This window comes from Microlunatus sp. Gsoil 973 (assembly GCF_009707365.1).
GTDB lineage: Bacteria > Actinomycetota > Actinomycetes > Propionibacteriales > Propionibacteriaceae > Microlunatus.
This window is the reverse complement of sequence record NZ_CP046122.1, coordinates 3,530,385-3,557,168: the sequence shown is the minus strand read 5'-3', so window position 1 is coordinate 3,557,168 and position 26,784 is coordinate 3,530,385. Positions and strand designations below refer to the sequence as shown.

Genomic DNA, 26,784 nt, shown 5'->3' with positions numbered 1-26,784 from the left:
TCAGTGATACAAACTAGTGGTACTGCGTGACACTGACTACTGGCTTCAATGTACCAAGGGAGGGGGTCAGGCGTGGACAACCTGACGGAGATGCTCAAGGGCGTGCTCGAGGGCTGCGTGCTGGAGATCATCAGCCGCGGTGAGACGTACGGCTACGAGATCACGTCGACTCTGCGAGGGCTGGGCTTCTCCGATGTCGTGGAGGGCACCGTCTACACCATCCTCCTGCGACTGGAGAAGAACCGGTTCGTGACCATCGAGAAGAAGCCGTCCACCCAGGGCCCGCCGAGGAAGTTCTACACGTTGAACGACGCCGGCAAAGCCGAGCTCAGCTCGTTCTGGGCCAAATGGGACTTCCTGTCCCAGAAGATCAACGAACTCAAGGAGAACCAGAAGTGATCGAGAACTTCCTGAAGAAGATCCTCGGCGACAAGAAGGAGTGGCGAAACATGGAGGCGCGCGCGAAAGCACTGCCTCGCGACTACCAGATCGTCTACGACGAGATCAAGAAGTACGTCTTCAAGTTCGCCGGCGGCGACGGCATGGACATGGTCTACCTGCTGCGAGATCTGCTCGGGCTCTTCGAGACCAGCGTCGCCGACGGCAAACGCGCCCTGGAGGTCACCGGTGACGACGTCGCGGAATTCTGCGACGAACTGCTCCGCAATGCCAATACCTACACCGAGAACTGGCACGACAAGCTGAACAGCAGCGTGCACAAGCGGCTCGCACGCGAGGAGTCCGATCAATGACCGAGATTGCCATCCGGGCCGATGGCCTGCAGAAGTCGTTCAAGGACGTGGAAGTCCTCAAAGGTGTCGATTTCGAGGTGAGCCGCGGAGAGATCTTCGCCCTGCTCGGCTCGAACGGCGCCGGCAAGACGACGACCATCAACATCCTCTCGACCCTGCTCAAGGCAGACGCCGGTACGGCCCGGGTCGCCGGCTTCGACACCGCCGAGCAGCCGGACGACGTACGCCGGGCGATCAGCTTGACCGGCCAGTTCGCCGCTGTCGACGAGATACTCACCGGCAGGGAGAACCTCCTCCTGGTGGCGAAACTGCGCGGCGTCCCCGACCCGGGCACGGTCGCCGAGGCCCTGCTCGTGCAGTTCGGGCTCGGCGATGCCGCGGACAAACGAACCGGAACCTATTCGGGCGGCATGACCCGTCGGCTGGACATCGCGATGAGCCTTGTCGGTGATCCTCAGGTGATCTTCCTGGACGAGCCGACGACCGGGCTGGATCCCGAGGGACGACTCGAGGTGTGGAACACGATCAAGGAACTTGCGGATCGCGGCACCACGATCCTGTTGACGACGCAGTATCTGGACGAGGCCGAGGAGCTGGCTGATCGGATCGCGATCCTGCACGAAGGTCGGATCATCGTGAACGGGACGTTCGACGAACTGAAGCAGCTGCTTCCGCCGGCCAAGATCGAATACATCGAGAAGCAACCGACGCTGGAGGAGATCTTCCTGACCGTCGTCGGCAGGACGAAGGAGAAGATCAAGCAATGAACGCCGTACGAGAGTCGACCGTGCTGTTCGGTCGCACGATGAAGCACGTCCAGCGGAGTCCGGACACCATCATCACGGTCGCGTTGATGCCCATCGCCTTCATGCTGTTGTTCGTGTACGTCTTCGGCGGCGCGATCAACGCCGGCACCGACAACTACGTCAACTACCTGCTCCCCGGGATCCTGTTGATCGCCATCGCCAGCGGCATCTCCTACACAGCGTTCCGGATCTTCAACGACACGCAGAAGGGCATCATCACCCGATTGCACTCGATGCCGGTGGCCAGGTCAGCGGTGCTGTGGGGCCACGTCCTGACATCGCTGGTGTCGAACTTCATCTCCGTGGCGATCATCATCGGCGTCGCGTTGATCATGGGATTCCGGTCCGGTGCGAACGTCGTCGCGTGGCTGGCGGTGGCCGGAATCCTGGCCCTGTTCACTTTGGCGCTGACCTGGCTCGCGGTGATCCCCGGCCTGACCGCCAAGTCCGTCGACGGTGCGTCGGCCTTCTCCTATCCGCTGATCTTCCTGCCGTTCATCAGCTCGGCGTTCGTGCCGACTGCCAGCATGCCGACGCCGGTCCGGGTGTTCGCCGAGAATCAACCGGTCACCTCGATCGTCGAGACTCTGCGTGCTCTGCTGGAGTCCCGCCCGGTCGGGAATGACATCTGGATCGCGATGGCCTGGCTGGTCGGTGCCGGGCTGGTGGCGTACGTCTTCGCGATGCGGGCGTACCGCCGAGTCCCATGATCTCCGAGCCCGCGCCGGTTGCCCCTCGGACGCCGGCGCGGGCTGCGGCAGCGGTCACTTGAGCGAGCCTGCGGTGACGGACGCCTGCAACTGTCGCTGGAAGATCACGTAGACAGCCAGTACCGGCACGATGGTGATGATCACCGACGCGAACAGCATCCCGAAGTCGGTGCGATATCCCGCCTGGGACGCGAACGCAGCGACCGCCTGGGCCAGCACCCAATTGCTCCGCGTGGTGTTCAAAGCCACGGGCAGCAGGAACTGGTTCCACAGTCCGAGGAAGTTGAAGATCGCGACCGACGCGATGCCGGGACGCGCCATCGGCAACATCACCAGGAAGAACGTCTTCCACTCCCCGGCGCCGTCGATCGCCGCGGCCTCGGCCAGCTCGTAGGGGAGCGTGCGGAAGAACGCGTACAGAAAGAACACCGTGAACGGCAGCGCGAAGGCCACGTAGGTGATGATCAGCCCGGGCAGTGTGTTGAGCAGTCCGAAGTTCTTCAGCACGTAGAACAGCGGAACGATCGCCAGGAAAACCGGAAAGGTCAACCCGGACAGCATCAGGTAGTAGATCGCGCGCCTGCCGAAGAACTGGAACCGCGCCAGGACGTAGGAGCACATGGAGCCGAGCATCATCACCAGCACCATGGCCACGCCGACCACGATCACGGTATTGATGAAGGCACGGCCGATGCCCGCCTGCTGCCAGGCGTGCGCGTAGTTGATGAACTGCAACGCCGCCGGAAGCTTGAACGGCGACGCGAAGATCTCTCGCGACGTCTTGAAGCTGGAGAGCAGCGTCCACAACATCGGCGCAATGACGATGATCGACCAGATGATCAGAACGACGTGCGCCACACCGGCGGTGGCTCGTTCGCCCGGGGTGTCCCGAACCTTGCGTTCCTGGTGCGCGGGTGCGACGGTCGGTTCCAGTGGCAGATCGGTTGTCGTCGTCACCGCGCCACGTCCCTTTCTGCGCCGAGTAGTCGGTTCACCGCGAAGACCAGCGCCGAGAAGGCCAGCGTGACGATCGAGAGTGCGACACCCATGGCGGTGGCCAGGCCGTACTTGCCGTGCTCGAAGGCGGTCCGGAAGAGCACCTGACCCATAACCAATGTGGAGTTGTTCGGGCCGCCGGTCGGATTCAGGGCCTGCATGAAGACGAACCCGTCGAGGGCAGCGATACCGAGATAGATGTACGCCGTCTGGACGTTGTCCCTGATCATCGGCATGGTGAGGTGCATCGCGGTCTTCCACCGTCCGGCACCATCGATGCGCATCGCCTCGAAGAGTTCGGGTTCGATGCCGCGGATCGCGGCAATGAACAGCACCATGTAGAAGCCGATGCCGCCCCAGGCCATGGCGAAGATCGACGCGGCCAGGGCGGTCCGCTCGTCGCCGATCCACGGATACGACTCGAACTGGTGTAGGCCGACCTTGGTCAGCACGCCGTTGAGCAGGCCGGAGCTGGGATCGTAGACCTGCGCCCAGATCAGACCGATGACCACACCCGGGATGACGTACGGAAAGAACGAGACGACCCGGTAGAAGCTGGAGTTCCGCAGGCCACGTACCGCACCGCGGTTGCTGCCGGCGACAGTGACCAGTGAGGCGAAGATCAACGCGACGACGATGGTGAAGACCGGCAACACGATCAACAGGGTGATGTTGTTGCGCAGAGCGGTCAGGAAGAGATCATCGCTGAGCAGCTCCTTGAAGTTCGCCAGGCCGACGAAGTTCATGGTCGTGCTGAAGCCACCCCAGTCAGTCAGCGAGTAGTAGATGGACTGAATGAACGGGGAGATCACGAAGACGACATAGATGATCAGTGGGACGCCCAGGAAGACGGCCAGAAAGCTGATCTTGTCGAAGGTCCAACGGCGACGACGGCGCCGGGGCGTGGTGCCCGACGCCGTCGCCCGTGTCGATGCTGCCGATGTGCTCATGTGGCCTTGGTCTTCTTGACCGACGGGTCATCGGCAACCTTGTCCATGATCTTCTGCAGACCCTCGGTGAGGCCCTTGGCGTCGATCTTGCCGGAGAGGAAGTTGTTCCAGACCACCAGCTGATCGGTGTTCATGCCGTAGATGCCGATCGTGGTGAAGCGGAAGGTGTTGCTGCCGGCATCGTTGAGCATCTTGACCTGCGAGGCGAGCGCGGTCGAGCCGAAGGCGTCGTCCGGAATGCCGCCCTTGACGATCGTCGGTGCCAGCTTGGTCTTGGCGAAGTTGGCCGACGCCTCCTTGGAGAGCATTGCCCGGAGGAGCTCCTTGCCGCCCGCCGGATTCTTGCCCTTGGGGACGATGAAGGGCTCGCCGGCGGTGCTGTAGATCGCGTTGTACGGCATCGCCTCGCCAGATGTCGAGGCCACCGGCACCGGGGCGCCGGTCATCTCGAAGCCCTCCTTGGTCTGGTCCTTCATCTCGTTCTCGATCCATGCCCCGGAGGGGTAGAGGATCGCGGCCTGATCGTTGCTCCACTGGGCCTGGGCCTTGGTGAACTGCGTGCCGGCACCACCGGGCTTGAAGTAACCCTTCTGAACGCAGGTCTCCAACGCCTTGAACACGTTCTGGATCGCCGGATGCGACCAGGACTTCGGCTTGAGGTTCTCCAGCGGGAGCCGGAAGTCGTCGCCGGCGGCTTTGGTGGCCGACTCCATCGCCAGCGTCTGGTAATAGGTTGCCGCCTCCTTGCCCCAGACCCAGAGGTACTTGCCCTTGGCCTTCGCCTTGGCACCAAGATCAATGACCTCGTCCCACGTTTGCGGCACCGACCAGCCGTTCTCCTTGAATAGCGAGGCGGAATACCAGATCGCATAGAGCGAGAGGACGTAGTTGACCTCGAGCACTTTGCCGCCGAAGGTGCCGGCTTCGATCGCTCCCGGGTAGAGCGTGTCGGAGATCTTGGTGCCCTCGTAGTTGTTGGCGTCGAAGACGTCCCGGAGGTCCTCCAGCTGGTCCTGGATGGAGTTGAAGGTCATGGCGCCGGCGCCGGAGTTGTCGATCAGATCCGGCGGATCGCCGCCGGCGAAGCGAGGTTGCAGCTCCTGGGCGATCTGGGTCGACGGGGTCACCTTCGGGGTGACCTTCGGCAGCTTCTTCTTGAGCTGGTCGGCGGCGAACTGGACGTAGTCGTAGCCGTAGCCGCCGTTGAAGATGACCGCGTCGATGGTTGAGCCGTCCGGCACCCCGAACGGGTTGTCTGCCGACTTGGTCCCGGTCTCCTGCTTGACTTGGCCGCCGCCACTGGTGGCGCAGCCGGCGAGGGTCCCTCCCAGACCCGCCAGGGCTGCGGTCGCCAATGACCCGCGGAGCAGGCCGCGGCGGTCCAGCCGGGCCGATCCGATGGATTCTGTCATTCGGTCCTGCCTTCTCTTAGTTCCCGACTTCGTTGTCAGAACAGCTCCGATCGTGGTCGTACGGCAGGTCAGGCTGACCTGCTGCGATCGGATCCACCTGAGACAATGTCCCGCATCCTAGGGTGGATAGCTTCCCTGCGGTGGGATTCTTCGCTTTCTTCTTCCGAGTCGCAACCAATTGACGGATTCGATACGAGATTGCGTCCTGACCGCAACACGAGACAGCAGAGCGCTCTGGGCAGATGATCGGGACGAGCCCCTCAGCGCTCCCGCGGGTCGACGGCCGGCCCCCGCCCGGGCGCCCGACGCCGGAGGTTCGCGCCGGGGTGAAGCCGTGGGGTGAACGTCCGGGACAGCCCCGGGGGTGTGCGAGCGAGCGCGACCGACGGGTCGGGCGCTGCCGAGGGGGCGGGAGCCTGGAAGTCGGTGGGCACGTGCCGGTGTGTGGTGATGGTGTGGTGCAGGAACTCCAGCCGCGGTGGGTCGGTGCTGCAGTCGAGGTACGGCTGGGTCGGCTGTCCTTGGAGGTCGATGCCGTTCTCCTCCATGATCTTGCGCGAGAGCCCCAGCTCGGTCGCGTTGATGATCATGATGGGTGGCGGGTGTTGGCCGTCGTTGTAGTCGCGATGGAAGGCCGCGACCTGGCTGACTGCCTCGGCGCCGTACAGGTTGAGGTAATCCGAAGTGCCGAGATATCCGATCTTGGTGTGCCCGGGGTCCTTGTCGAAGTAGTAGCGGCCTATCGCCTCGATGTTGGCCGGCGAAGGGTCGATGGTGAGGTCTGGCTTGATGGTGAGGCCAGGCCGGGCGGCGTACATTTTCGCTCCGCGGGTTGGGGTGACGAAATCCTCTGCACGCCAACTCTTCAGGACGACGTGAGCAAGTGACGCTTGGGGATACGCGTCCCGCACGTGTTCCACGAGTGCATTCCAACCCGTAAGGTTTGCGCTTGCCTCGTCGACGCGTTGATAGGCGAGGTGGTCCCGGATCGCCAGCGTGTAGTCACAAGCCATTTGGGCCGCATATCCGATGGCCTCCAAGAACCGCTCGTGCGTCGCCTGCATTGCGGGGTTGTTCAGTGCGTGCTGGAGTTCATGGCCCAGGACGAAGGTGATCTCGGGACGCCTTTCGGGTACCAGAATCCCGACCGGCAGGCTGATGACCTTCAACCGGCCATCGTAGGTCCCGCCGGCATGCGACTCCGTCGGTAGTGACCCGAGTCCGGTCAGCTGACCAGTTCGAATTGAGGCGTTGAGCTGTGAAACAAGCCGCGGAGAACCGGTGATGACGGACGACAGGACCGCCACATTCTCCTCGGTGACGCCGGGTTGGGCTGCGAACGTGCGAAGGACAAGCCTGATCGCCCGAGGCATTGCAGTGTGGGGTTCCACCTCTAGCGCACCAGGACCGCTTGGATGCACTGGTGCAGAACCTTGTCGCTCGATCTACTGGCTTCGCCGCGCGAAGAGACTTCGACACGAAGATGATTCCGGGTGTACGCGTCGTACAGCGGTATCCCGTGATCTCCGTAGAACGACTGCTTCATGAAGCCCGCGCTCCGCAAGTCGCCGGTGAAGTCATCGAAGTCCAGCTGGCAGATCTCGGTCATGTCGCCGAATGTTGTGCTTTCGTCCTCGAAGAACGACACCATGACTCGTGCTCCATCTGGGAAGTCTTCCAGAGCGTGGATCGCATAGTTCCAGTTGCGAGTAAGCCGCGCCTGCGTCCCCCATTTGTTCGGCCCGTATCGCTCGATGGGGACATCGAGAGCTCGTTGGACCTGGTCGAAGCTGAAGTCGGCCACGCTGTCGCTGTTCTTGATCAACTCGAGCAGCCGCGTCAGCAGCTGCACGGCGGTGAGCTCGGATTGGGGGAGCGGTTGTTCCGGCTCGGGGTCTGGCATCAGCGCTCACTTCCTCGAGATTGGATGTTCGCCGAGTCTAGGAGCGACGCCACGTCTGATGGGCGTTGTCATGCCCTGGTCTGTGGATAACGGTCACACAGCGGGGTCGAGTATGTCCCGGCGCGGGCGCTGCTCGGCGCCGCCCATTAGTGCGTGATCACCGTCTGCAGTTCGCCGACCTCCAGTTGGCGTTGCGAGGAGAGCACGATGGGGATGACCCCGGAGCCGTCCGGTGCGGTGTAGGCGACACTCCAGTAGGTGGTGGCCCGGACGGGGTACGTGCCGCCCGCATGATGTGCCGAGGTCCTCTGATAGGTGTAGCCGCAGGTCGGTGACTTGGCGTGCAGACCCTTCTTGTCCCCCGGGTACGGGGTGCCGGCGCCTTTGCATCCGACTGTGTGCCCGTCGCCCATGTCGAAGGTCACCGAGCTGAGCGTGGCATTGAGCGTGACGGTTCGTCCGGATGCAGAGTCGGAGACTGGGCCGATGTGGGTGGGGCCATCCGCCCAGAGCCAGTAGGAGTGGCCGACGACGGCCATCTTCCAGCGGCTGAGATCGGGATCCGGTCCGATACCGACAGAGGAGGCGTCGATGCGGAGCTTGGTGGCGATGGCCAGGTAGGCGGCTTGCTCGGGAGGCAACATCGGCTCGGTTGGTCGCGGACTGCCTTTCGGCGGGTCAGGGATGTTGATCAAGTTGGGTTTGGTCGGCATCGAGCAGTTCTGGCTTGAGAACGGGCCGCCCGCGGTGAAGACGCATTCTCCGGTTCGGTAGTGGTCACTGCGCTGGGCGAGAGCAGCCTTGTACGCGTCGATCGCCTGCTTGTTCTTCTCCTTGATCTCCGCAACCCGCTCCGCGTACGTCGGGACGTGTTCCTTGGGGGGCGCAGTCGGTCGATGGGTCGGGTTTGAGCTGTCGGCCGTCTTGGCATGACTAGTGCTGGCCCATTTGTCACATTGCACTGATACCAAGCCGGTCTTTTGTTGCAGTTTCATATATTTATGGATGCATTGCCTGGTTTCGGCAGCGGCTCCTGTTGGCAGGAGCAATGCGGCGGTCATCGCTAGAGTTGCGGATAGGAGCGCCGCCAGCCGCAGTCTCACTTATACCACCGTCCGTTGCATTCTGCGCCTCGGAAGTTCTTCACGACTCGCGCGTCAGAGGCTGCAATCAGCCATCTGCTGTGGGGCTTGATTGTCGTAATTGTCTGAATGGCCCGCACGCCGGGTTTCTGTTTGATCGGCTCGCCATTCTTATCAACTGCCTTCAGCCCCGTGTAATCCTCGCAGGAATGGAAGGTCACTTTCGTAGGCGACCAATGCTCCATCTTGATCCCAAGGAGCCGACCACCCGCAACTAGCCTCGATCCTTCCTTCTTCTCTGATCTCAGCGTTTGAAGAAGGTCCTTCTGGTATGTGCCAGTGGTTCGTCGACGCATCTCGTGGGGAAGAACGTCAGCGCCGCCGTGCTTAAGCACTCGAACTTCATCGGCGAACTCGGCTTTGTAGAGATCCTGGACCGTGCGGAAGTCTGAATGCTTCGACGTGGTAGGCGACGGTGAAGCGGGAATGGGACTACTCGAAGCTGACGGTACCGTTGGCCCGCTCGAAGGTGGTGGCGGAGGTTGTGGGGCGTTCTGAGTGCACGCGGCAAGCAGCAGCGTCGCGCAGACAGTCGTCGCCGCGGCCAGCCGTCGATGCATGCTCAGTGCCTCACAAGAGTCCGTGCCGCATAGCTAAGCAGAAGCTCCCACGATCGTGGCACCCCCTGTGGACAACTTCCGCACCGATGACCGATCGGACTGCCACCCAGCTTGCCCCGCCGGACACACTGCGAGCCACCTACCAGTCCCGGCGGAGTCTTGCAGCTGTGAGATTCCAAGAGGTACCTGTGCGGTGAATTTGCGTCCCGTCCAGAGATGGAGCAGGTCGTCTTAAGCGACCGTGACCGCCCGTCGTCAACAGCGCTGCCGCGATGTCCGGCGGGAGCGGCAGGCGTACTGGACTTGGTGGCTGGATCTGACGGCTTGGCGCCCCGATCCTGGGCTCAACATTCCCAAGCTCTTGGAGCCCAGCGACCTTCCGGCCAATAACACGATTGAGCTCCTTGCCGCCGAGTAGGAATACTTCGCCGTTCTCTCTGCGCCCGAACGCAATCGGCTCCCGGATCGGTCGCGTGTCGCCCGGCATTGGGTCGTATTCGCGATAGAGAAGGCGATGTGAGGGACCGAGTGGCTTGCCGCGGGCGCTGTATTCCTGAGTCACAGAAACTTTCAACTCTGCGCAGTCTCGAAGATCTACATGCCGGCCGGAACGTCCGAGTCTCCTCCCTTCCCAGGCGCGTTCGCGACCTTGCGCCAGCGCCTCGAGAGCATTTAGCACTGCGGCGAGTTCCTTCGCCTGCAAGCCAGTGGGATCCCGTCGGGCAGCTTCTGACAGTTCGAGCAACCGGCGCTTGAAACGCGGCCGGAGAAAGACTGCATACGGGTCACTCATCGTCCGGCTTTCGACGCGGGTCGTAGAGCGTCTTCAGGACGTCTTCGTAACGCTCAACCGGTCCGCCTTCGGCGATACTTGCCCCCGCCTCGGACTCCAGACGGCGATCAGCGGCAACTTGGCCGGCAATCTCGTGGAGATCGAGCCACTCGTCAACTGGAATTACGACGGCTCGGGGTCTGGACTCGTCCCCGATGATCAGTGGCTCGTTGTTGCCCGCCTTGAAGCTGTCGACCACTTGAGGCAAGTACTCCTGGGCAGTTTGGACGTCAACCGAGATCAGTCTTTGCCCGTTGGGCAGGTCATGCTCGTATTGCGGAACCATCGCATCTCCTCCCATCCCTTCTTGATCACGCTAGCGGCGACCAGCCTGGCGTGGCCACGCCTATCCACAGCGGGTGCGGTCGCGTGCTTGGATGTCGTTCTGCTGATCCGAACTCCTAAAGCCCAGTCGCGGGCGACCGATCTTGTGGTTCAGTCGGCGAACACGGTTGGTAGTTGGTCGACTTCAACAGCGGTTCGGGACGGCAGCGTGTCGTCGGCGAGCCATCTTCATTTATCAGCGGCTGCCTAGCGATGCGTCGCATTTCCAAGCCGTGGTGGGAGAACGACAGCAGCCTATTCAGGGAGGATGAATCGAGTCGGCTGCTGACCGGGCTGGTGCTTGGCGGCAGACGACTGCATCTTTCGTGCCGCGGCCTCTGCAAGATCAACATCTAGCACGTCGGCGAGTCGGATCAGATAGAGCAGCACATCGGAGATTTCTTCCTCAACCCGTCTGTGTAGCGGTTCCTCACGGGCGGTCTCCAATGCCGCTTCGGCGGGAAGCCACTGGAACAGTTCGGCCAGCTCACCCACCTCACTGACCAGGGCCATAATCAGTGACTTCGGGTCGTGGTACTTGGCCCAGTCCCGCTCCTCGGTGAAGCGCCGCATTCCGTCGCGTAGCTCAATGAGATCAGACACCGAGCCAGCTTCCCATGGCATTCCCACCTGGTCCTCAAGCGGCGCTTCTTCGCGGCGATCAACAGAGCGCGCTCCGTCTTCCTCGGAGCCGTCAGGCAGGAGGGTCGGAACGTACGGTGGCGATTGTCTGACTGGATGGCGAAGTGCAAGCCACCCGCGGGAATTTCCACCCCGCCCGATCCGGACATGACTGGGGCATAGCTGGCGTACAAGCGGACGACGTCGTTCGGGCTTCCAGATGCATCGATCGGCTGTGGTTCGTGTACCTGAGCACCGGGTAACCCGGGCGATCATCGTGGGTGAAGACGTCCGCCCAACTTGATCAACTTCGCATGCGTCACCCGACGCATGTGTCCCGTTACACCCCAGAGGGAACTCCCATGAGCCAGACCGGTCCCTTCCGACCTGCCCACAACCCGGGCGAGTATCCCGAGGATCCGTATGCCGGCGAGGCCGGCGCCCGTTCGGACTTCGGGAGCACAGAATCCGTACCACCGGCGGTGCCGCCCACAGGCGTCCCGCCCGTGCCACCGGCCGTGCCACCGACTGCGCCTCCCACCGCGCCGCCCATGCCTCCAACAGGCACGCCGGAGTCGTCGAGCGACTCGACCTCAGACGTCGCGAAGGACCAGGCAGGCGAGGTCAAGGACACGACCAAACAGGCCGGCCAACAGGTCGTCCAAGAGACCCGGCAGCAGGTCGCGCACGTCGCCTCCGAAGCCAAGAACCAGACCGGCAACCTGCTGCGCCAGGGTGTTGCCGAGATCAACTCCCAGGCAAGTCAGCAGCAGCAGCGGCTTGCCCAGTCGGTGCACTCGATCGCCAAGGAACTCGGTTCCATGGCGTCCAGCTCTGACGAATCCGGACCGATGACCGGACTTGCCCACGACGCCTCCCGGCGTGCGGGCGCGGCCGCGCATTGGCTGGAGAACCACGAACCCGCCGACATCCTGGACGGGCTGAAGTCCTTCGCCCGGCGCCGTCCTGGAACGTTCCTCTTGGGCGCTGCCGCGGCTGGCGTACTGGTCGGCCGACTGACCCGCGGGATGGCCGCGGAGGCAAAGAGTGGCGACCAGTCCGGTACCGGCAACCATTCCGCGCCCGGTACGCAAGCCGTGCCGGGGGGCTACTCGACGGCATCCGCGGGTTTCGCCGGCGGTGACCAGACTCTGAGTGGCCCGCCACCCGCCGGGCCGGACTACTCGCAGGGGCCGTCGACTCCGGTCGGCGAGACAGGCTTCGATGACACCTTGCCGCGTGGCCTCGGAGAGGCGGGCCCCCGATGACCGACCTCCCGACCGGTCCCGGGGCGCATGGAGTGGCGGGGTCTCCGGCCGATGAGACGTCCGGCCGGTCGATCGGCGAGGTCTTCGGCGACGTCAGCCGAGACCTGACAACCCTGCTTCGTCAGGAGATCGACCTTGCCAAGGCCGAAGCCAAGCAGTCAGCCACCCGCGCCGGCAAGGGCGCGGGCATGTACGCCGGCGCCGGCGTCGCCGGACTGTTGTTCCTGGTCTTCCTGTCCGTCGCCCTCTGGTGGGCCCTCGGTGGCGTGATCGGGCGCGGCTGGTCGGGGCTGATTGTCGCGGCCATCTGGGCGATCATCGCCGCCATCCTGGCGATGGTCGGACGTGCCGAGATGCGCAAGATCAACGGGCTGCCCGAGACCGCCGAAACGGTCAAGAAGATCCCGCCCGCCCTGAAGGGCCAGGAACCGCCCCACACACCCGCGCGCAGAACAACCATGGAGGAACCCCGATGACCAACGATCCGGATCAGATCCGCGCCGACATCGAACGCACCCGCAGTCGGCTCAGCGACGACGTCGACACCCTCGCCGACGAGGCCAATCCCAAACGCATCGCCCAGCGCCAGGTCGGCAAGGCTCGACGCGCCGTCTCCGGAGTGAAGGACCGGGTCATGGGCAAGGCCTCCGATGTCAGCCAGTCGGTCGGTGACCGGGTGTCGTCGGCCGGTGACCAGATCTCCGGTACGAGCACCGGAGTCAAGGAGAAGGCCGCCGGCGCGGGTGACGCCCTCCGTCGGCAGACCGACGGCAACCCGCTGGCGGCCGGCCTGATCGCCTTCGGCGCCGGTCTGCTGGCAGCATCGCTGTTCCGTTCGTCAGAGGCCGAACAACGGGCCGCTGCTGCTGCCAAGGAGAAGCTGGAGCCATTGGCGGAGGAGGCCAAGCAGGTCGCCGGTGATGCCGCCAACGAGCTCAGGAGCTCCGCCCAGGACGCCGTCGAGTCCGTACGCGACACCGCGACGCAGGGAGCCGAGCAGGTCAAGGACACCGCCAGCTCGGCAGCCGGCGACGTGAAGGATCAGGCGACCGAATCCAAGGACGCGGTTCAAGAGTCCCGTTCCAACAGCTAACAAGGAACGAAGGGGCGCCGTCGCAGTCGCGCGGCGCCTCTTCCCCTCCATGATCACTCGAACACGGCGTCACCGCCGTAGAGCGACACCACTGAGCTCTGACGGCTCGCCTTGCTCAGCAGTCAGCTCCGGACCACGCACACGCATCAGGTACACCGCGACCCAGGTGCTCCCCGCGAGCAATAGCAGATCGGCAACGAAGGTTGCCACCACGGTGCCGATGACCCCATTGGCCAGTATCCCGGCAATGATCACCAGAACCGGCCACAGCGGCACGATCCGCGCACGGAACAGTCCGAGCATCAGCAGCAGTACGCCGATCGGCCCGACGATCTCCAACATCGAGGACACCGAGTTCGCTGGATCGGACGCGATGGCCTGGGCCGCAGCGAACGCGGCGTCATGATCAGTCATCCCTGTCAGTGCGTGGAGCACGAAGCCGGTCGCACCCGCCCAGCCGAAGCCGAGGATCCCAACCACGCACAAGGCTGCGCCGATGGTGGCCAGCGTGACACCCCGCCGGCGTAGGAACTGACCGATGGCCGCGTAGCCGCCGAGGGTGATCGTGAATCCGACACCCTCCAGCAGCGAAGAGATCAATAGCAGCGGGCGATTGGTGATCATGGCCGTGAAGTCGTCGTGCACGGAATCGGTGGTGGGTAACGGCAGGATGAACGCTGCCGACAGCGTGACGACCGCCGGTCCGAGCACCAGCGCCATGATCATCATCCAATGCCTGACGGTCTCGGATCGTCTGGACTCTGACATCAATTCTCCCTCTCCCGAACGGATCTCCTGTTGGCACGGCTGCAACGCTAGGGACATCAGCCACCAGCCGCGTCTCCGCAGCGACTTGATGACTTCGCCCGAGCGACGGATTCGGATGTATGTCTTGAGATGGATCCGGGCAGCGCTTCAGGTGGCTAGCGTGGGATGGTGCACATCGGGCTACGCCGGGTCAGGCCATGGCAGGGGCGCGACATCTTGTTCGACGTCGTCCCGGCTGCCGTGCTGCTGGTGGTCGGCGAACTCGAGGTTCCGTTCGGGCTCACGTCTCGGGTCGGTGCCGGCAGCGACGCGACCGTCGTCGTGCCGATCGTGCTGTGCTGCTGCGCCCTGCTGCTCCGGCGCCGGCTTCCGCTGGTCACGCTCGGCATCATCCTTGCCGTCACGATCGTGCCCTCGCTGCTGTTCCCGATGCGGCTGGTCTACTGGGGTGAATTCCTGCCGCTGCTCATCGCGACGTATTCGACCGGTCGGCACCTGCCACGGCGGCTCGCCGTCGTCGGCCTCGCCCTGGCACTGGGTGGATTCGCGTCCCTGGCGGCGATCTTCGCCGAACTGCGGGAGCCGGGCGACCTGTTGTTCGACGCCGCGTTGATCATCGCCCTCTGGGCGCTCGGGCTGTTCTCGGCAAGTTGGGCGGCACACTGGGAGCGAAGTCTGCGCGCGGAGCTGGATCGCGCGCTCGCCGAGGAACGGGGTGTTCAGGCCGAACGGGCCCGCATCGCCCGCGAGTTGCATGACGTCATCGCACACACCATCACCGTGATCGTCGTGCAGGCCGGTGCTGCTCGTCTCGCCTCGGATGCCGATCCGGCTGTTGCCCGGAAAGCGCTCAGGGAGATCGAAGCGCTGGGCCGTGGGTCGTTGGCCGAGCTCCGGTTGCTGCTCGCCGTGCTCCGCCGGGACGACGTGACCGATGACGGGACCGAGCCGCAGCCCACGCTGGCAACCCTGCACGAGTTGTGTGACCGGATGCGCGGGCTCGGACTACCCGTTCGGCTCGACGATCAACGCGGCGATGTGGCACTTCCGTTGGGACTGCAGCTGACGGCCTACCGCATCGTCCAGGAGAGCCTGACCAACGTGGTCAAGCACGCCGGATCAGCCCCGACGCGGGTTCGGCTCGATCGGCAGGGCCCGGACGCAGACTTCGTTGTGGAGATCATCAACGATGCCCCTACCCAGCGCGGTGAGCCAGTACTTCCGGGTGCTCATCGCGGGCTCGAGGGACTGGCCGAACGGGTCCGCGCGCTGGGTGGCCGGTTCAGTTGTGGCGAACGGCCCGATGGTGGATTCCTGGTGCGCGCCGAACTACCGATGCCGGAGGGACTTGCATGATCTCAATGGAGCGCAGATGATCACGGTCGGGGTCGCCGACGACCAGCCGCTGGTTCGTGCGGGCATGCAGATGATCATCGAAACCCAAGCCGACATGACCGTCGCGTTCGGCGCCTCGGATGGCGCCGAGGCGATCGCGTGTGTACGGCATCGACCACCCGATGCCATCCTGATGGACGTCCGGATGCCCGGCGTCGATGGGATTCAGGCGACCCGGGAGATCCTGACCGGCACACCGGGCGTGCGGGTGATCATGCTCACCACGTTTGACATAGACCGTTACGTTTTCGAGTCGCTGACGGCCGGGGCCAGCGGTTTCCTGCTCAAGGACGTGACTCCCGAACAGCTCGTCGCGGGCATCCGGACGGTGATGGCCGGCGACATGCTGCTCGCGCCGAAGCTCACCCGGCGGCTGGTCGAGGAGTACGTGCGGATGCCGTTGGAGCTCCAGCGCTCGGCACTGGACGTGCTCACCGACCGGGAGCGGGAAGTACTGGTCTGTCTGGCCGGCGGCCTGAGCAACGTCGAGATCGCCGCCCGGCTCTATGTGGCCGAGGGGACCGTCAAGACCCACGTCAGCCGGGTGTTGGCCAAGCTCGGCCTCCGTGACCGGGTGCAGGCGGTGATCGCGGCGTACGAGTACGGGCTGGTCACTCCCGGCGCGGCGCGGCCCTCCGCGGCTTCACCCGCAACGGATCCCAACCGGGATCGATGAGGGCTCGACGGATCCCTGTCCGGGCGAAGGATCACCCTGCGCCGGACATGATCTGGGCGCTGGTCACTCCGACTCGGTGGTCAGCAGGGACGCTGCCTCTTCATCGGCATAGACCGTGCACCGCGGATGCGTCCGCAGGATCGTGCTCGGCCAGGCGGTCGACACCGGCTCGCTGGCTGTCGCTCTCAGCGCATCCGCCTTCAGCGCACCAGGCACCATGCAGAAGAGCCGTTTCCCGCTCAGCAGCGACGGGACTGTCAGCGTGATCGCCCGCTTCGGCACATCATCGACGGTCGCGAAGAGGCCGTCCTGTACCTGCTGCACCCGCGACTTCTCGTCCAGTTCGACGATCTTGACCGCGGCCGGGTCGTTGAAATCGGCCACCGGCGGGTCGTTGAAGGCGATGTGCCCGTTCACCCCGATGCCGAGACAGACGATGTCGCTCGGCGACTCCTGCAGCAGTGCAGCATAGGCGTCGGCCGATTCGGTCTCCGGACCGTCCGCATCGATGTAGTGCACCGCGCCCATCGGCACCCGGTCGAAGAACGCCTCGCGCAACCAGGTGGCGAACTTCTGCGGCGCATCCTGCGGCAGCCCCAGGTACTCGTCCATGTGGAACGCGGTGACCTTGGACCAGTCGATCCCCGGCTCCTCCGCCAGCGCGGCCAACGTCTCACCCTGGCTCGGCGCCGACGCGAAGATCATCCGGGCCGACGTCTGTGACCCCAGGACCGCCCGGAGTTCCTCGGCGATGTCGGCGGCCGCAGCCGCGCCCAACTGCTCGCGGTCGGGATAGATGCGCATGTCCAGGTCAGCGGTCATGATCACCATTCTGGTCCTTTGACCGTTCACCAAGACACCGGGTGGGGTGGTGTGGCCGCCCGACCCGCTGCGTGCTTGGCTACCACCATGCGACGCTCGACGAGTGGACTGGAACCATGATGCGGGTCGGGATCATCGGCGCCGGGGTGATCGGCACCGTTCACGCACGCTTGATCGACTCGCTCGCCGACCGGGCGAAGCTGGCGGCCGTCGTTGATCTTGACCAGGAGAAGGCCGCAGCTCTTGCCGATCGGTACGGCGCGACCGCCTACACCGAGCTGGCCGACGCGCTGGCCGACCCGGAAGTCACGGCGTACTCGGTCTGCGTGCCGAGCGGCTTGCATCCCGAGGTCGCGGCCCAGGTGATCAACGCGGGCAAGTCCGTGCTGGTGGAGAAGCCGCTGGCGATCACCATGGACGGCGCCGATCAGGTGGCGGAGGCCGCGCAGGAGGCCGGTGTGACGGTCGGTGTGGTGAGCCAACGGCGATTCCAGCCGGCCGCCCGGTGCATCAGGTCGGCGATCGACGATGGTCTGCTCGGTCGTCTGACCTCGGCGGTCGTTGAGTCGCCACTGTGGCGCTCCCAGGAGTACTACGAGTCCGGTGACTGGCGGGGCACGCTGACGCTGGACGGCGGCGGTGCCCTGATGAACCAGGGCATCCACGCGCTCGACCTGATGATCTGGCTGATGGGTCGCCCCGTCTGCGTCTCCGCCCACAGCGGCTGCATCGCCCATACCGACATCGAGGTCGAGGACGTCGTCGGCGCCACGATCACGTTCGAGTCCGGCGCGATCGGCGTCTTTCTGGCGACCACCGCCGCCAACCCCGGGCTCCCGATCCGGCTGGCCTTCCACGGCGACGGGGGCGTGATCGTCATGGACGATGAGAGGATCACCCAGTTCACCACGACCGTGACCGATTCCCCGCCCACACCGCCATCGTCCGAGGCGGCTGAATCCATCGACGCGGCCCATCGCGCGCAGTACGCAGACTTCCTCCAGGCCATCGGTGACCACCGCGAGCCGTTTGTCACCGTCGCCGATGGACGACTCTCGCTGCAAGTCGTCCTCGCCATCTACGAGTCTGCGCGCACCGGTCGGCCGGTCGAACTGCCGGCAGGAAAGTGATCATGACCTACAGGTTGGCCATTGTCGGCGTTGAAACAGCCACGCGACCGAGATGATCAAGTATCTCAACCTCGCTACCGAGCGATCCCGGGCCGAGGTCGTCGCGCTGGTGGGCGAGGACGACGCACATCTGACCGAGCTGATGCAGCTGGGTGGGATAGATCGCAGAGTCGAGGACTCCGCCTCGCTGATCGGCGAGATCGACGCCCTGATCGTCACCAACCGCGACGGTGCCCTGCACGCCGATCAAGCCATTCCCTTCCTGGCCGCCGGAAAACCCGTCTGGGTCGACAAGCCGCTGGCCTGCAGCACCAATGATGCTCGGCGGATGATCGCCGAAGCCGTACGCACCGGCACGCCGCTGGCGTCGTACTCGCCGTTGCGCTGGGTCCCGGACGTCGAAAACCTTGCCAAGCGCAGGGACTCCATCGGCGAGCTGCAGGCGCTGACCGTGATCGGACCGGCGGACCCGCGCAGCGAGTACGGCGGCATCTTCTTCTACGGCATTCACTGTGCCGATGTCGCCCAGCGGCTCGCACCGGGCGAGCCGACCGAGTTTCGGGTGTCGTCCATCCGCGACACCGTGATCATCCGCTACCTATCCGGCGAGGTCGACGTCACGCTCCAGCTGGTCAAGCCCGATGACCATCAGCGGGTGCCCTTCCACGCGAGCGTGACCGGACGGCACGGTGTCGTCTCCTCCGAGATCGCACTCGGTCCGGGCTATGTCGAACCAGGGATCGGAGCCTTCCTTGGGATGCTCGGCACCGGCGCCCCGCCGGTGCCGTACCAGGAGATCCTGCGGACGATCGTCGTCATCGAGGCCGCGGCACACGCCTTCGCATGACACACCTGCCGCAGGGCGGTGATCAGGTGCCCCGATCGGGCCCTGCCAGAGGCAACAGCTGACAGTGGATGGCGGCGTAACGGCGCTGACCCGGGCTTGGCCTAGTGCATGTACAGGCCGCCGTCCACGTTGAGCGTGTGACCGGAGATGTAGCCGGCCTCTTCCGACATCAGGAACGCGATCGCGGTCGCCACGTCCCCGGGAACGCCGACCCGGTTGACGAGCAGTTCGTCGACCATGGCGGCTCGTCGTTCCGGGGTCAATGGGCCCCCCATGATGTCGGTGTCGATCGGACCCGGTGCCACCGCATTCACCGTGATCCCGTACGGACCCAGCTCGCGAGCCAGCGCCCGGGTCAGTCCGATCACACCGGCCTTCGCCACCGAGTACGGCGTCTTGCTGTACGTTCCGCCGCCCCGCTGGGCAGAGATGGACGAGACGCTCACGATCCGTCCGTAACCGTGCCGCGCCATGCTTTCGGCAACTCGACGGCAGACGTAGTGCACGCCGTTGAGGTTGATGTTGATCACCCGGTGCCACTCCTCACCGGTGAGTTCGAGATAGGGCACCGGTGAGCTGACGCCGGCGATGTTGGCCAGCCCGGCCAGCGGTGGCAGCGCAGCCTCCAACTCGTCGATCGCCGAGCGCACCTGACCTTCATTCGCGACATCGGCGACGGCGGCGTAGGACTTCACGCTGTAGCCGCTGGTGATCTCGTCGGCGAGTGCCTGGCCGCCGCGCTCGTCGATGTCGAGGATGCCGATGTTCCAGCCCTGCTCGGCCAGCAGCAGCGCCGTCGCCCGGCCGATGCCACGCGGTGACGCGGCCCCCGTCACGATGGCGCTGCGTTCGATCCGATCGTCTCCCACCGCAGTGCCTCCTCAGTTCTGACTCTCGTAGTCCTGGCCAGGCTTCCAGTCACTGAAGGCGTAGTCGTCCATGGAAACCTTGGCTCCTGATGCCTTGGCCTTCTTGAACGCCTGTTCCCGGTCTGCTTCGGTGGCATCGCTCAGCTTCTTCAGCGCGCCCTTCAGGTCCTTGATCGAGCCGCTCAGATAGCCCTGGACGATGTTGCCGACGTGAGGCGTGACCGGCTTGCGCTGCGCGTCCACCGCCGCCTGTTCGGGATTCTTGACGATCGCCTGCGGCATCTGGAAGACGTTCGCTTTGCAGAACGCGACGGCCTTCTTGTACGCGTCGATCGCCGTGGAGGAGTCGACAAGATCAAGATTCAGTGGCGGCTGGTCCATCGCCGCGATCATTCCCTTCTGATATTCCTCGGACATGAACGATGCGATGAGCTTGGCGGCCCCATCCGGGTCCTTGCTGCTTGCCGAGACCAGATACGCCGCACTCGGTCGACCGCGGTAACACCACGGATCCGTACCGGACGTCGGCACCAGGATCGGCCCCGACGCGATCTTGTCGACGATCGTCGGTGCCAGGGCCTTGGCGCCGCCGGCACCAGATGCCGTCGATGAACGCGCCAACGACGCCGGACGCGTACCGGGTGCGAGCATCGACGACGCTGAAGTTGTTCGATCCGGGCATCAGCAGCTTGGAGTCGCTGAGCTCCTTGAAGTACTCGATCACGGTCACGTACGCATCATCGTCGTATGCGTACTCACCGGTGGCGAACCTCATGCCCTGATAGCCGGGGAAACCGGCTGTCTGGGCCATGTCGTCGACCTGATCGCGAATCCGGCCGCCGTCGGCACCGATCGCCATGGTCAGCGGCTGGATTCCGGCCGCCTTCAACTTGGTCAGGGCGGTCTTGAACCCGGCATAGTCGGTCGGTGGGTTGTTCGGGTCGAGTCCCGCCTTGGTGAAGTGGTCCTTGTTCATCCAGACCAGCGTCGACAGTTGGCGGAAACTGAACAGTGGAAAGCCGTAGAGCTTGCCGTTCAGGCCGGTGATGCCCTCGGTCAGGGTGTTGGGCGGAAGCTTGGACTTCACGTCCTCCGGCAGCTTCATCTCGTGGACCCAGTTGCCGCTGACGAGCGCCGGCAGGGGCAGTCCGACCACGTTGGAGAAGACGTCGGGCATCTTGTTGGCCTGGTGCGCCAGCTGGAACGCCTGCGGTGCCTTGGATGCGTCGTAGTAGGTGTGGGTCACGTTGGTCTTCAACGCCTTGGACTCCGTCTTGGCCCAGTTGTCGTTGAGATCCTGGAACGAGCTGAAGTGGTCCCACCATTGCAGCGAGCCGACGCTGCCGGCCGCGCCACCCGAATTCGATTTGTTGTCTGAACTGCTGCAGCCGGTGGCGACGCCGACTGCCGCGAGTGCTGACGCGCCGAGCAGGCCGCGCCGTGTCAATCTTGTCGTGTTCCCGGTCATGATCACGTTCACCCCTTCGTGTGATGATCATTTGCTGTTGCTAGGACTTGACTGCTCCGGAGATTCCCTCGACGAAGTAGCGCTGGAGGAAGATGAAGAGGACGACCACCGGCACGATCGAGATCACGCCGGCCGCCGCCATACCTGCCCAGTCGGTAGCCGTCTCACCGACGAACGCCTGCATGCCGACACTCACCGTGCGGAGATTGGGTCGGCTGAAGGTGAAGACCAGAGGCAGGAAGAATGCGTTCCAGGTGGCGATGAAGGTCAACACGGCCACGGTTGCCGTGACCGGCATGGCCAGCGGCAGCATCACCGAGAAGAAGGTCCGGGCGAACCCGGCGCCGTCAACGACGGCGGCCTCTTCGAGCTCCCTGGGGATCTGCCGGAAGTAGCCGTAATAGATCAGGATGGCGGACACGTACGCCCCGCCGCTGAGCGCCAGGATCAGCCCGCCGAGGGAGTCGATCAGATGCAGCTGCATCGAGATCTTGACCACCGGGATGATCGTGTAGCCGGTCGGCACGAAAAGCGTCGCGATCAGCACGCCGAGGAAGAGCCGCGATCCGCGGAAACGGTAGCGGGCAAGGACGTAGCCGGCGGTCGCGCAGCGGATGGTGACGATCACCACGGTGATCACGGTGACGACGATGGTGTTGATCAGATACCGGCCGAAGTGCGCATCGTTCCAGGCGCGGGCGTAGTTGTCCCAGACGAACTCCTTCGGCCACAGCCGCAGGCCGCCGCTGAACATCTCCATGTTGTTCTTCAGCGATGCGGAGAGCATCCACAGGAACGGAAAGATCCAGATCAGGGCGGCGCCGATCAGGAACACGGTGGCGATCCACCAGGGCAGCCGGCGCAGGACGCGACGCTGCCGATCGGTCTGTGCACCTGCCGGCGCGGTCAGTTGAGCGGTCATCGCCCGGCTCCTCTCCGACGGGTCGCGTACACGGCCCACAGCTGGATCGCTCCGACGACAGCGACCAACAGGCCGAAGACGACGGCCGCGGCGGAGGCGTGCCCGAGCTGCGGGATCGCTGCGGCGAAGGCCCAGCGGTAGATGTAGATCTCGATGATCTCGGTGTGGAAGTACGGCCCACCCCCGGTCAGGGTGTACATCAGATCGAAGTTGTGGAAGGTCTCCTCGATCGTCAGCACGGTGATGATGATCAGGAACGGCTTGAGCATCGGCACCGTGATGTATCGGAAGATCTTCCCGGTGCCGGCACCGTCGATCCGCGCCGCCTCGTTGAGCTCGTACGGGATGGTCTGCAACGCGGCCAGCCAGTAGATCATGGTCACGCCGAAGAACTTCCAGACGTAGAGCACCGCCGCGGTCGGCAATGCCCAATGCGGATCACCCAGGAAGTCGATACCGCCGCTGCCCAGCCTGAGCAGGATCGAATTGATCGGTCCGCTCGCCGGATCGAGGATGAACCGCATGACCACACCGATGATCGCGGTGGTGGTGACCACCGGGATGAAGAACGCCGACCTGAGCACGCCGATCAGTGGCAGCTTCGGCGAATTGAGCACCATCGCCATCAGCAGGCTGAGCAGTACGCGCGCCGGGACCACGAACACCATGAAGAGCAGCGTGACCTTGAACGAGTTCCAGAACAGCGGATCGGCGAAGACCTCGCGGTAGTTGCTGATCCCGACGAAGGTCTGGTTCTCGTCGAAGCCGTTCCACTCGACCAGCGAATACCAGTAACTGGCGATGATCGGATAGATCGTGTAGATGCCGTAGAGGACGACGGTCGGCAACAGGAACAGCCAGATCCAGGTGGTCTTCTTCTTCCAGCCGTGCCGTGCCGGTCGCTGGTTGGTCGCCGCGGACTCGCCGGCCCGGACCCGAGCCTCTCGCCGGGTGAGGTGCACAGATCTGATCGTCATCGGTCACATCCGTTCATGATCATCCGGCTATCTGATCTGACTCAACGCGAAGGTGCGCGGATCGTTGCCGATGCGGTTGCCGCTCTCCAGTTCGGTGATGGCACGCATCTCGTCGTCGCTGAGCGCGAAACCGTCCACGGCGAAGTTCTCCCGGATCCGGCCCGGATTCACCGACTTGGGGATGATGATGTGGCGAAGCTGCATGTGCCAGCGGAGCACGACCTGTGCCGCGGTGACCTGGTGCGCCGTCGCGATCGCCGTCACCGCTGGGTGTTCGAGATCAGCACCCTGGCCGAGAGGTGAATAGGCTTCGACGGCGATCGACCGCTCTCGGCAGAGCCGGGTCAGCTCGCGTTGCTGATAGGTGGGATGCAATTCGATCTGGTTGACGGCGGGGACGACGTCGCTCTCCTTGGCCAGCCGCTCCAGATGTTCGGGCAGGAAGTTCGACACCCCGATCGCCCGCACCCGGCCGTCGGCATAGACCCGCTCGAGCGCACGCCAACTCTCGGCGTACAGATCGACCGTCGGATTCGGCCAGTGCACCAGATACAGATCGACCTGATCGAGCCCGAGCCTCTGCAACGTCTCATCGTAGGCGCGCAGGGTCGCATCGTAGCCGTGCTCGCCGTTGCGCAGTTTGGTGGTGACGAACAGCTCTTGACGCGGCAGGCCACTGGCACGGACCGCGGCGCCGACGCCGGCCTCGTTGTTGTACGCGGCAGCGGTGTCGATGTGCCGGTAGCCGATCTCGAGAGCCTGCTCGACCGCACGCTGGGTGTCGGCGGGCGGGATCTGGAACACCCCGAACCCGCGCTGCGGGATCCGTACCCCGTTGTTGAGCGTGATCATGATCAGGCTGCCTTCCGGTGAGATGGCGGCGTCAGTTCGACGGCTCCAAGATCAACAAGGATGCGGCCGGCAACGGCAGCGCAACGTCCAACGACACGGAGCCGTTCGCGGTGACGCGCCGCTGCGGCTCGTACTCCTCGAGTCCCTGTCGTTGCGTGATGGCGGCCAGCTCGTCCGGTGTCGGGTCCTGGGGCGAGCCGAAGGACTGCCACACGGCGTAGGAGTTGCTGTGCTCGGCGTCGATCCGCAGATGGCGCACCTGGTAGCTGCCTGCCGGCAGGTTATTGACCGTGATCGTCACCGGTGCTTGGTCATCGCTGGTCTGATACTGATCATCGATGTGGCGCCAGACCAGCACGGCCACGGTGCCGTCAGGTGCCCGCGACGCGAGCGCATCGACCTCCTCGGGCATGCTGCTGCCGTCGGTGTGGTCGAGTTCGTCGAGCCGCCAGGCCGCGTCCGAGGTCGTGCCGAGTCGATCGGGGCCGAGCAGCGACATCATCCGGTACGCGTTGAGCAGCGGCTTCTGCACGCCGCCGGCGGTGAGGAAGGATCGGGTGCCTTCGAAGTAGCGTTCGCCCTCGAAGTAGAAGCTCCACGACGTCGCCTGCTCCACCTGGACCGGCCCGGCCGCGTTGAGATCAAGGATCTTCTTCATCAGTTTGACCTGGAAGACCGGGTAGTACTCGGTGTTCTGGAAGGTGTAGTTGCGGTTGTCGTAGACCCCGAAGTGGGCCGGCACTCCGGCGTCGCACTCGTCGACGATGGCCGGAAGATCGCGATAGGCGTCGTAGGACGCGATCAGCCGGTTGAACTCCCGGAGGTCGTACAGCATCTTCGTCGCCGACGGGCTGAGCAACTCGGCCGGAGCAGCAGCGAAGGGCCGATAGTCGCGGGTCTCCCAGCGGGATCCCTTGGTGTGGTAGGAGATGAAGTCCATCGGTTCGTCGCGGCTCGAGGTGTAGTCCAGGAACCCCTTGAGGAAATCCAGCCCGCCGCTCGTCACCGCGGGCCCGCCCACCTTGGCGCTGGGCAGTGCCTCGCGGACTGCCCTGGCAGTGACGGTGTAGAGCTCGTTGAACTGATCAAGGGTGCCGCGCCAGTAGCTGCCGTCCGGTTCGTTCCACAGTTCCCACAGCCAGGTGTTGACCTCGGCCTCGCCATAGCGCTCAACGCAGTGCCGGACCGTGGCGGCGATCAGGCCGGCCCACTTGTCGTAGTCCTTGGGCGGGTAACCCCAGGCGCCGGCCTCGTAGGTGGTGTAGGCCGTGGGGCTCGGCACGACCGTCAGCGCCTCGGCCTCGGGCGGAAGCAGGTCGCGCGGAGTGAAGCCGAGCTCGACGAGGACATGGTGACCCGCGCCGACGATCGCGTCGTAGGCCTGGTCAAGCAGCGTGAAGTCGTAGAACGGTGTGCCGTTCTCGTCCTCGTGGTAGACGTTCCCGGAACTCCAGTGCGGAATGCCGAACCCGCTGCCGGAGCAGTACATGTAGTGCGGCCGCACGTGGTAGCCGGCGCCGGAGAAGTCGGCGAAGGTCTTCAGCAGCCGCTTTCCGGTCGGCGTGTAGGTCCAGTTGAACTCGTCATAGCCGATGCTCTCCCAGACCCGGGTGAGCGGACCCTGGACGTCGTCGGCGTCGACCTGGATGGACGCCTGCGTGACATGCGGTGCATCGGGATTCCGGGGAGCTGCGGGCGGGAACGGGCCGAGCGATCTGCGTCCGGCGTGAACCGCTGTCTGGGTGGTCATCGTCGTTGCTGACCTCTCTGCCCGGTGCGCCGGGCTGCTTGGGGTTCTGCGTCTTCGCGGGTTGACTCGAGTCTGCCTGGGAGGATTGGATACTGTCAATAGGTAATTGTTTACAATCTACGAGCCGAGCTGGTGAGTACTAGAGTCGTGCTGCTTCAGCTGCCGCTGGTGCCTGTCCTGAGGAGGTGGTCGGGCATGATTCCCGACGACGTCGTGTCCCCGTTACCGTCGCAGCGCGCCCTGGGGGATCTGGTCACCGACGTGCTGCGGGAGATGATCACCGGCGGCAAGTTCCAGCCCGGTCAGCATCTGAAGGAGGCCGAGCTCGCCGACGCGCTCAAGGTCAGCCGCGGGCCGATCCGCCAGGCACTGGCCAGGCTCGAGGAGGAAGGTCACGTGGAACTGCGCCGGCACCGCGGCGCATTTGTCAGCACCTTGACGCGCCGGGATGTCGAGGAGGTGCACACTCTTCGCGGCGCGATCGAGAGGCTCGCGGCGAGTCGGGCCTGTACCCGGATGCAAAGCACGGGTTTCGCCGAGATGGACGACGTTCTGGAGCAGATGAAGAGTGTCGACACCAAGATCGACCCCGAGGATGCCGTACGTCTTGATCTTCAGTTCCACGACATCATCTACCGCTATTGCGATCACAGCCGGGTGCAGCGGGTCTGGGAGTCGATCCGCGGGCAGGTCACCGTCTTCCTGCGGGCACGCAACGCCAGCTTCCCGGACTTCCTCGAAGTCGGCTACAGCGAACACAAGGAACTCCGGGACGCCCTGGCGCTCGGTGACCCGCAGGCCGCCCAGGACGGCATCGACAAGCACATCCTCGGTGCCTACGAGAGGCTGAAGCGCCTCAACCTCCCGGAACGGTGATTGCGGAGCGGTGACCGGAGAACCCGTCATTGGATGATCTGTGACAGGAATGTCCCTGCCACA

At 64.4% G+C, this 26,784-nt stretch carries 29 protein-coding genes; 12 read left to right on the top strand and 17 right to left on the bottom strand.

All coding sequences use genetic code 11. The features are described 5' to 3' along the window. Positions 1–72: 72 nt before the first annotated feature. The 4 genes from GJV80_RS16785 to GJV80_RS16770 are packed head-to-tail and all read left to right on the top strand — an operon-like array spanning position 73 to position 2,268. Positions 73–399, top strand: a complete 327-nt coding sequence (locus tag GJV80_RS16785; RefSeq protein WP_154688881.1) for a PadR family transcriptional regulator — start codon at positions 73–75, stop codon at positions 397–399. Next, the gene (locus tag GJV80_RS16780; protein WP_195908979.1) at positions 396–752 is read left to right on the top strand and encodes a DUF1048 domain-containing protein; all 357 of its coding nucleotides are present in this window, start codon (positions 396–398) and stop codon (positions 750–752) included. Before GJV80_RS16785 ends, GJV80_RS16780 begins: the two co-directional genes overlap by 4 nt. Further along, positions 749–1,519, top strand: a complete 771-nt coding sequence (locus GJV80_RS16775; protein ID WP_154688880.1) for an ABC transporter ATP-binding protein — start codon at positions 749–751, stop codon at positions 1,517–1,519. The genes GJV80_RS16780 and GJV80_RS16775 overlap by 4 nt, the downstream gene beginning before the upstream one ends. Further along, a complete protein-coding gene (locus GJV80_RS16770) occupies positions 1,516–2,268 on the top strand; it encodes an ABC transporter permease (protein ID WP_154688879.1) in 753 nt (250 codons plus the stop codon). The genes GJV80_RS16775 and GJV80_RS16770 overlap by 4 nt, the downstream gene beginning before the upstream one ends. A gap of 54 nt (positions 2,269–2,322) precedes the next feature. Here the strand turns inward: GJV80_RS16770 and GJV80_RS16765 are convergent, their stop codons facing one another. The 8 genes from GJV80_RS16765 to GJV80_RS16730 all read right to left on the bottom strand — a co-directional run bounded on the left by GJV80_RS16765 (position 2,323) and on the right by GJV80_RS16730 (position 10,990). Then, complete coding sequence (locus tag GJV80_RS16765) at positions 2,323–3,225, bottom strand: carbohydrate ABC transporter permease (protein WP_230207780.1); 903 nt, start codon at positions 3,223–3,225, stop codon at positions 2,323–2,325. Next, complete coding sequence (locus tag GJV80_RS16760; RefSeq protein ID WP_154688878.1) at positions 3,222–4,214, bottom strand: carbohydrate ABC transporter permease; 993 nt, start codon at positions 4,212–4,214, stop codon at positions 3,222–3,224. Before GJV80_RS16760 ends, GJV80_RS16765 begins: the two co-directional genes overlap by 4 nt. Then, positions 4,211–5,626, bottom strand: coding sequence for an N-acetylglucosamine/diacetylchitobiose ABC transporter substrate-binding protein (gene ngcE / locus GJV80_RS16755; protein ID WP_154688877.1), 1,416 nt, complete (start codon positions 5,624–5,626; stop codon positions 4,211–4,213). The genes GJV80_RS16760 and ngcE overlap by 4 nt, the downstream gene beginning before the upstream one ends. 260 nt (positions 5,627–5,886) lie before the next feature. Continuing rightward, positions 5,887–6,795, bottom strand: a complete 909-nt coding sequence (locus tag GJV80_RS16750) for a hypothetical protein (RefSeq protein ID WP_154688876.1) — start codon at positions 6,793–6,795, stop codon at positions 5,887–5,889. Positions 6,796–7,019: 224 nt separating this feature from the next. Continuing rightward, positions 7,020–7,529 carry a hypothetical protein gene (locus GJV80_RS16745; protein ID WP_154688875.1) on the bottom strand — a complete coding sequence of 170 codons (510 nt, stop codon included), beginning with the start codon at positions 7,527–7,529 and terminating at the stop codon, positions 7,020–7,022. 146 nt (positions 7,530–7,675) lie between these two features. Next, the gene (locus GJV80_RS16740) at positions 7,676–8,524 is read right to left on the bottom strand and encodes a hypothetical protein (RefSeq protein ID WP_154688874.1); all 849 of its coding nucleotides are present in this window, start codon (positions 8,522–8,524) and stop codon (positions 7,676–7,678) included. A 1,492-nt stretch (positions 8,525–10,016) separates the two neighbouring features. After that, on the bottom strand, positions 10,017–10,349 hold the full coding sequence (locus GJV80_RS16735; protein WP_154688873.1) for a hypothetical protein: 333 nt from the start codon (positions 10,347–10,349) through the stop codon (positions 10,017–10,019). A 293-nt stretch (positions 10,350–10,642) separates the two neighbouring features. Further along, positions 10,643–10,990, bottom strand: a complete 348-nt coding sequence (locus GJV80_RS16730; RefSeq protein WP_230207779.1) for a nucleotide pyrophosphohydrolase — start codon at positions 10,988–10,990, stop codon at positions 10,643–10,645. Between the two features lie 380 nt (positions 10,991–11,370). Between GJV80_RS16730 and GJV80_RS16725 the strand changes: the two genes are divergently transcribed. Genes GJV80_RS16725 through GJV80_RS16715 form a run of 3 tightly spaced genes read left to right on the top strand, consistent with a single transcriptional unit; the run spans position 11,371 to position 13,369 of the window. Then, complete coding sequence (locus GJV80_RS16725) at positions 11,371–12,276, top strand: hypothetical protein (RefSeq protein WP_154688872.1); 906 nt, start codon at positions 11,371–11,373, stop codon at positions 12,274–12,276. Continuing rightward, the gene (locus GJV80_RS16720; RefSeq protein ID WP_154688871.1) at positions 12,273–12,752 is read left to right on the top strand and encodes a phage holin family protein; all 480 of its coding nucleotides are present in this window, start codon (positions 12,273–12,275) and stop codon (positions 12,750–12,752) included. The genes GJV80_RS16725 and GJV80_RS16720 overlap by 4 nt, the downstream gene beginning before the upstream one ends. Further along, a complete protein-coding gene (locus GJV80_RS16715; RefSeq protein ID WP_154688870.1) occupies positions 12,749–13,369 on the top strand; it encodes a DUF3618 domain-containing protein in 621 nt (206 codons plus the stop codon). Before GJV80_RS16720 ends, GJV80_RS16715 begins: the two co-directional genes overlap by 4 nt. 69 nt (positions 13,370–13,438) lie before the next feature. On the opposite strand, the gene GJV80_RS16710 is transcribed toward GJV80_RS16715, so the two are convergent. Continuing rightward, complete coding sequence (locus tag GJV80_RS16710) at positions 13,439–14,137, bottom strand: hypothetical protein (RefSeq protein ID WP_154688869.1); 699 nt, start codon at positions 14,135–14,137, stop codon at positions 13,439–13,441. A gap of 165 nt (positions 14,138–14,302) precedes the next feature. Here GJV80_RS16710 and GJV80_RS16705 point away from each other — a divergent pair, with 165 nt between their 5' ends. Further along, positions 14,303–15,493, top strand: coding sequence for a sensor histidine kinase (locus tag GJV80_RS16705; RefSeq protein WP_154688868.1), 1,191 nt, complete (start codon positions 14,303–14,305; stop codon positions 15,491–15,493). 16 nt (positions 15,494–15,509) lie between these two features. After that, positions 15,510–16,208: a response regulator transcription factor gene (locus tag GJV80_RS16700; RefSeq protein ID WP_154688867.1), complete on the top strand. Its 699-nt coding sequence runs from the start codon at positions 15,510–15,512 to the stop codon at positions 16,206–16,208. A 63-nt stretch (positions 16,209–16,271) separates the two neighbouring features. Here GJV80_RS16700 and GJV80_RS16695 read toward each other — a convergent pair whose 3' ends face one another. Next, a complete protein-coding gene (locus GJV80_RS16695; protein WP_195908978.1) occupies positions 16,272–17,030 on the bottom strand; it encodes a glucosamine-6-phosphate deaminase in 759 nt (252 codons plus the stop codon). 116 nt (positions 17,031–17,146) lie between these two features. On the opposite strand from GJV80_RS16695, the gene GJV80_RS16690 reads away from it, so the two are divergent. Together GJV80_RS16690 and GJV80_RS16685 are read left to right on the top strand one after the other, a co-directional pair. Continuing rightward, entirely contained in the window at positions 17,147–18,160 is a 1,014-nt protein-coding gene (locus GJV80_RS16690; RefSeq protein WP_154688865.1) for a Gfo/Idh/MocA family protein, read from the top strand. A gap of 52 nt (positions 18,161–18,212) precedes the next feature. Continuing rightward, positions 18,213–19,007 (top strand): Gfo/Idh/MocA family protein, encoded by a 795-nt coding sequence (locus GJV80_RS16685; RefSeq protein WP_154688864.1) that lies wholly within the window; start codon positions 18,213–18,215, stop codon positions 19,005–19,007. Between the two features lie 101 nt (positions 19,008–19,108). On the opposite strand, the gene GJV80_RS16680 is transcribed toward GJV80_RS16685, so the two are convergent. Genes GJV80_RS16680 through GJV80_RS16650 form a run of 7 tightly spaced genes read right to left on the bottom strand, consistent with a single transcriptional unit; the run spans position 19,109 to position 25,845 of the window. After that, on the bottom strand, positions 19,109–19,876 hold the full coding sequence (locus GJV80_RS16680) for an SDR family NAD(P)-dependent oxidoreductase (RefSeq protein ID WP_154688863.1): 768 nt from the start codon (positions 19,874–19,876) through the stop codon (positions 19,109–19,111). A 12-nt stretch (positions 19,877–19,888) separates the two neighbouring features. Then, entirely contained in the window at positions 19,889–20,257 is a 369-nt protein-coding gene (locus GJV80_RS16675) for a hypothetical protein (protein ID WP_154688862.1), read from the bottom strand. Next, a complete protein-coding gene (locus tag GJV80_RS16670) occupies positions 20,232–21,344 on the bottom strand; it encodes an ABC transporter substrate-binding protein (protein WP_230208428.1) in 1,113 nt (370 codons plus the stop codon). The genes GJV80_RS16675 and GJV80_RS16670 overlap by 26 nt, the downstream gene beginning before the upstream one ends. Before the next feature lie 40 nt (positions 21,345–21,384). Next, positions 21,385–22,266 carry a carbohydrate ABC transporter permease gene (locus tag GJV80_RS16665; protein ID WP_154688860.1) on the bottom strand — a complete coding sequence of 294 codons (882 nt, stop codon included), beginning with the start codon at positions 22,264–22,266 and terminating at the stop codon, positions 21,385–21,387. After that, entirely contained in the window at positions 22,263–23,243 is a 981-nt protein-coding gene (locus GJV80_RS16660; RefSeq protein WP_154688859.1) for a carbohydrate ABC transporter permease, read from the bottom strand. Before GJV80_RS16660 ends, GJV80_RS16665 begins: the two co-directional genes overlap by 4 nt. Positions 23,244–23,270: 27 nt before the next feature. Next, positions 23,271–24,095, bottom strand: coding sequence for an aldo/keto reductase (locus tag GJV80_RS16655; protein ID WP_195908977.1), 825 nt, complete (start codon positions 24,093–24,095; stop codon positions 23,271–23,273). 31 nt (positions 24,096–24,126) lie between these two features. Then, a complete protein-coding gene (locus tag GJV80_RS16650; protein ID WP_154688857.1) occupies positions 24,127–25,845 on the bottom strand; it encodes a glycoside hydrolase in 1,719 nt (572 codons plus the stop codon). Between the two features lie 195 nt (positions 25,846–26,040). On the opposite strand from GJV80_RS16650, the gene GJV80_RS16645 reads away from it, so the two are divergent. Beyond that, the gene (locus GJV80_RS16645) at positions 26,041–26,721 is read left to right on the top strand and encodes a GntR family transcriptional regulator (protein ID WP_154688856.1); all 681 of its coding nucleotides are present in this window, start codon (positions 26,041–26,043) and stop codon (positions 26,719–26,721) included. Positions 26,722–26,784: the final 63 nt, after the last annotated feature.

Excerpts from the sequence above, each read along its gene's own strand:
- GJV80_RS16775 (WP_154688880.1), top strand. The coding sequence starts at position 749 with ATGACCGAGATTGCCATCCGGGCCGATGGCCTGCAGAAGTCGTTCAAG.
- GJV80_RS16770 (WP_154688879.1), top strand. The coding sequence starts at position 1,516 with ATGAACGCCGTACGAGAGTCGACCGTGCTGTTCGGTCGCACGATGAAG.
- GJV80_RS16760 (WP_154688878.1), bottom strand. The coding sequence starts at position 4,214 with ATGAGCACATCGGCAGCATCGACACGGGCGACGGCGTCGGGCACCACG.
- ngcE (WP_154688877.1), bottom strand. The coding sequence starts at position 5,626 with ATGACAGAATCCATCGGATCGGCCCGGCTGGACCGCCGCGGCCTGCTC.
- GJV80_RS16745 (WP_154688875.1), bottom strand. The coding sequence starts at position 7,529 with ATGCCAGACCCCGAGCCGGAACAACCGCTCCCCCAATCCGAGCTCACC.
- GJV80_RS16740 (WP_154688874.1), bottom strand. The coding sequence starts at position 8,524 with ATGAAACTGCAACAAAAGACCGGCTTGGTATCAGTGCAATGTGACAAA.
- GJV80_RS16735 (WP_154688873.1), bottom strand. The coding sequence starts at position 10,349 with ATGGTTCCGCAATACGAGCATGACCTGCCCAACGGGCAAAGACTGATC.
- GJV80_RS16725 (WP_154688872.1), top strand. The coding sequence starts at position 11,371 with ATGAGCCAGACCGGTCCCTTCCGACCTGCCCACAACCCGGGCGAGTAT.
- GJV80_RS16720 (WP_154688871.1), top strand. The coding sequence starts at position 12,273 with ATGACCGACCTCCCGACCGGTCCCGGGGCGCATGGAGTGGCGGGGTCT.
- GJV80_RS16715 (WP_154688870.1), top strand. The coding sequence starts at position 12,749 with ATGACCAACGATCCGGATCAGATCCGCGCCGACATCGAACGCACCCGC.
- GJV80_RS16710 (WP_154688869.1), bottom strand. The coding sequence starts at position 14,137 with ATGTCAGAGTCCAGACGATCCGAGACCGTCAGGCATTGGATGATGATC.
- GJV80_RS16705 (WP_154688868.1), top strand. The coding sequence starts at position 14,303 with ATGGTGCACATCGGGCTACGCCGGGTCAGGCCATGGCAGGGGCGCGAC.
- GJV80_RS16700 (WP_154688867.1), top strand. The coding sequence starts at position 15,510 with ATGATCACGGTCGGGGTCGCCGACGACCAGCCGCTGGTTCGTGCGGGC.
- GJV80_RS16695 (WP_195908978.1), bottom strand. The coding sequence starts at position 17,030 with ATGACCGCTGACCTGGACATGCGCATCTATCCCGACCGCGAGCAGTTG.
- GJV80_RS16690 (WP_154688865.1), top strand. The coding sequence starts at position 17,147 with ATGATGCGGGTCGGGATCATCGGCGCCGGGGTGATCGGCACCGTTCAC.
- GJV80_RS16685 (WP_154688864.1), top strand. The coding sequence starts at position 18,213 with ATGATCAAGTATCTCAACCTCGCTACCGAGCGATCCCGGGCCGAGGTC.
- GJV80_RS16675 (WP_154688862.1), bottom strand. The coding sequence starts at position 20,257 with ATGGACCAGCCGCCACTGAATCTTGATCTTGTCGACTCCTCCACGGCG.
- GJV80_RS16670 (WP_230208428.1), bottom strand. The coding sequence starts at position 21,344 with ATGACCGGGAACACGACAAGATTGACACGGCGCGGCCTGCTCGGCGCG.
- GJV80_RS16665 (WP_154688860.1), bottom strand. The coding sequence starts at position 22,266 with ATGACCGCTCAACTGACCGCGCCGGCAGGTGCACAGACCGATCGGCAG.
- GJV80_RS16660 (WP_154688859.1), bottom strand. The coding sequence starts at position 23,243 with ATGACGATCAGATCTGTGCACCTCACCCGGCGAGAGGCTCGGGTCCGG.
- GJV80_RS16655 (WP_195908977.1), bottom strand. The coding sequence starts at position 24,095 with ATGATCACGCTCAACAACGGGGTACGGATCCCGCAGCGCGGGTTCGGG.
- GJV80_RS16650 (WP_154688857.1), bottom strand. The coding sequence starts at position 25,845 with ATGACCACCCAGACAGCGGTTCACGCCGGACGCAGATCGCTCGGCCCG.
- GJV80_RS16645 (WP_154688856.1), top strand. The coding sequence starts at position 26,041 with ATGATTCCCGACGACGTCGTGTCCCCGTTACCGTCGCAGCGCGCCCTG.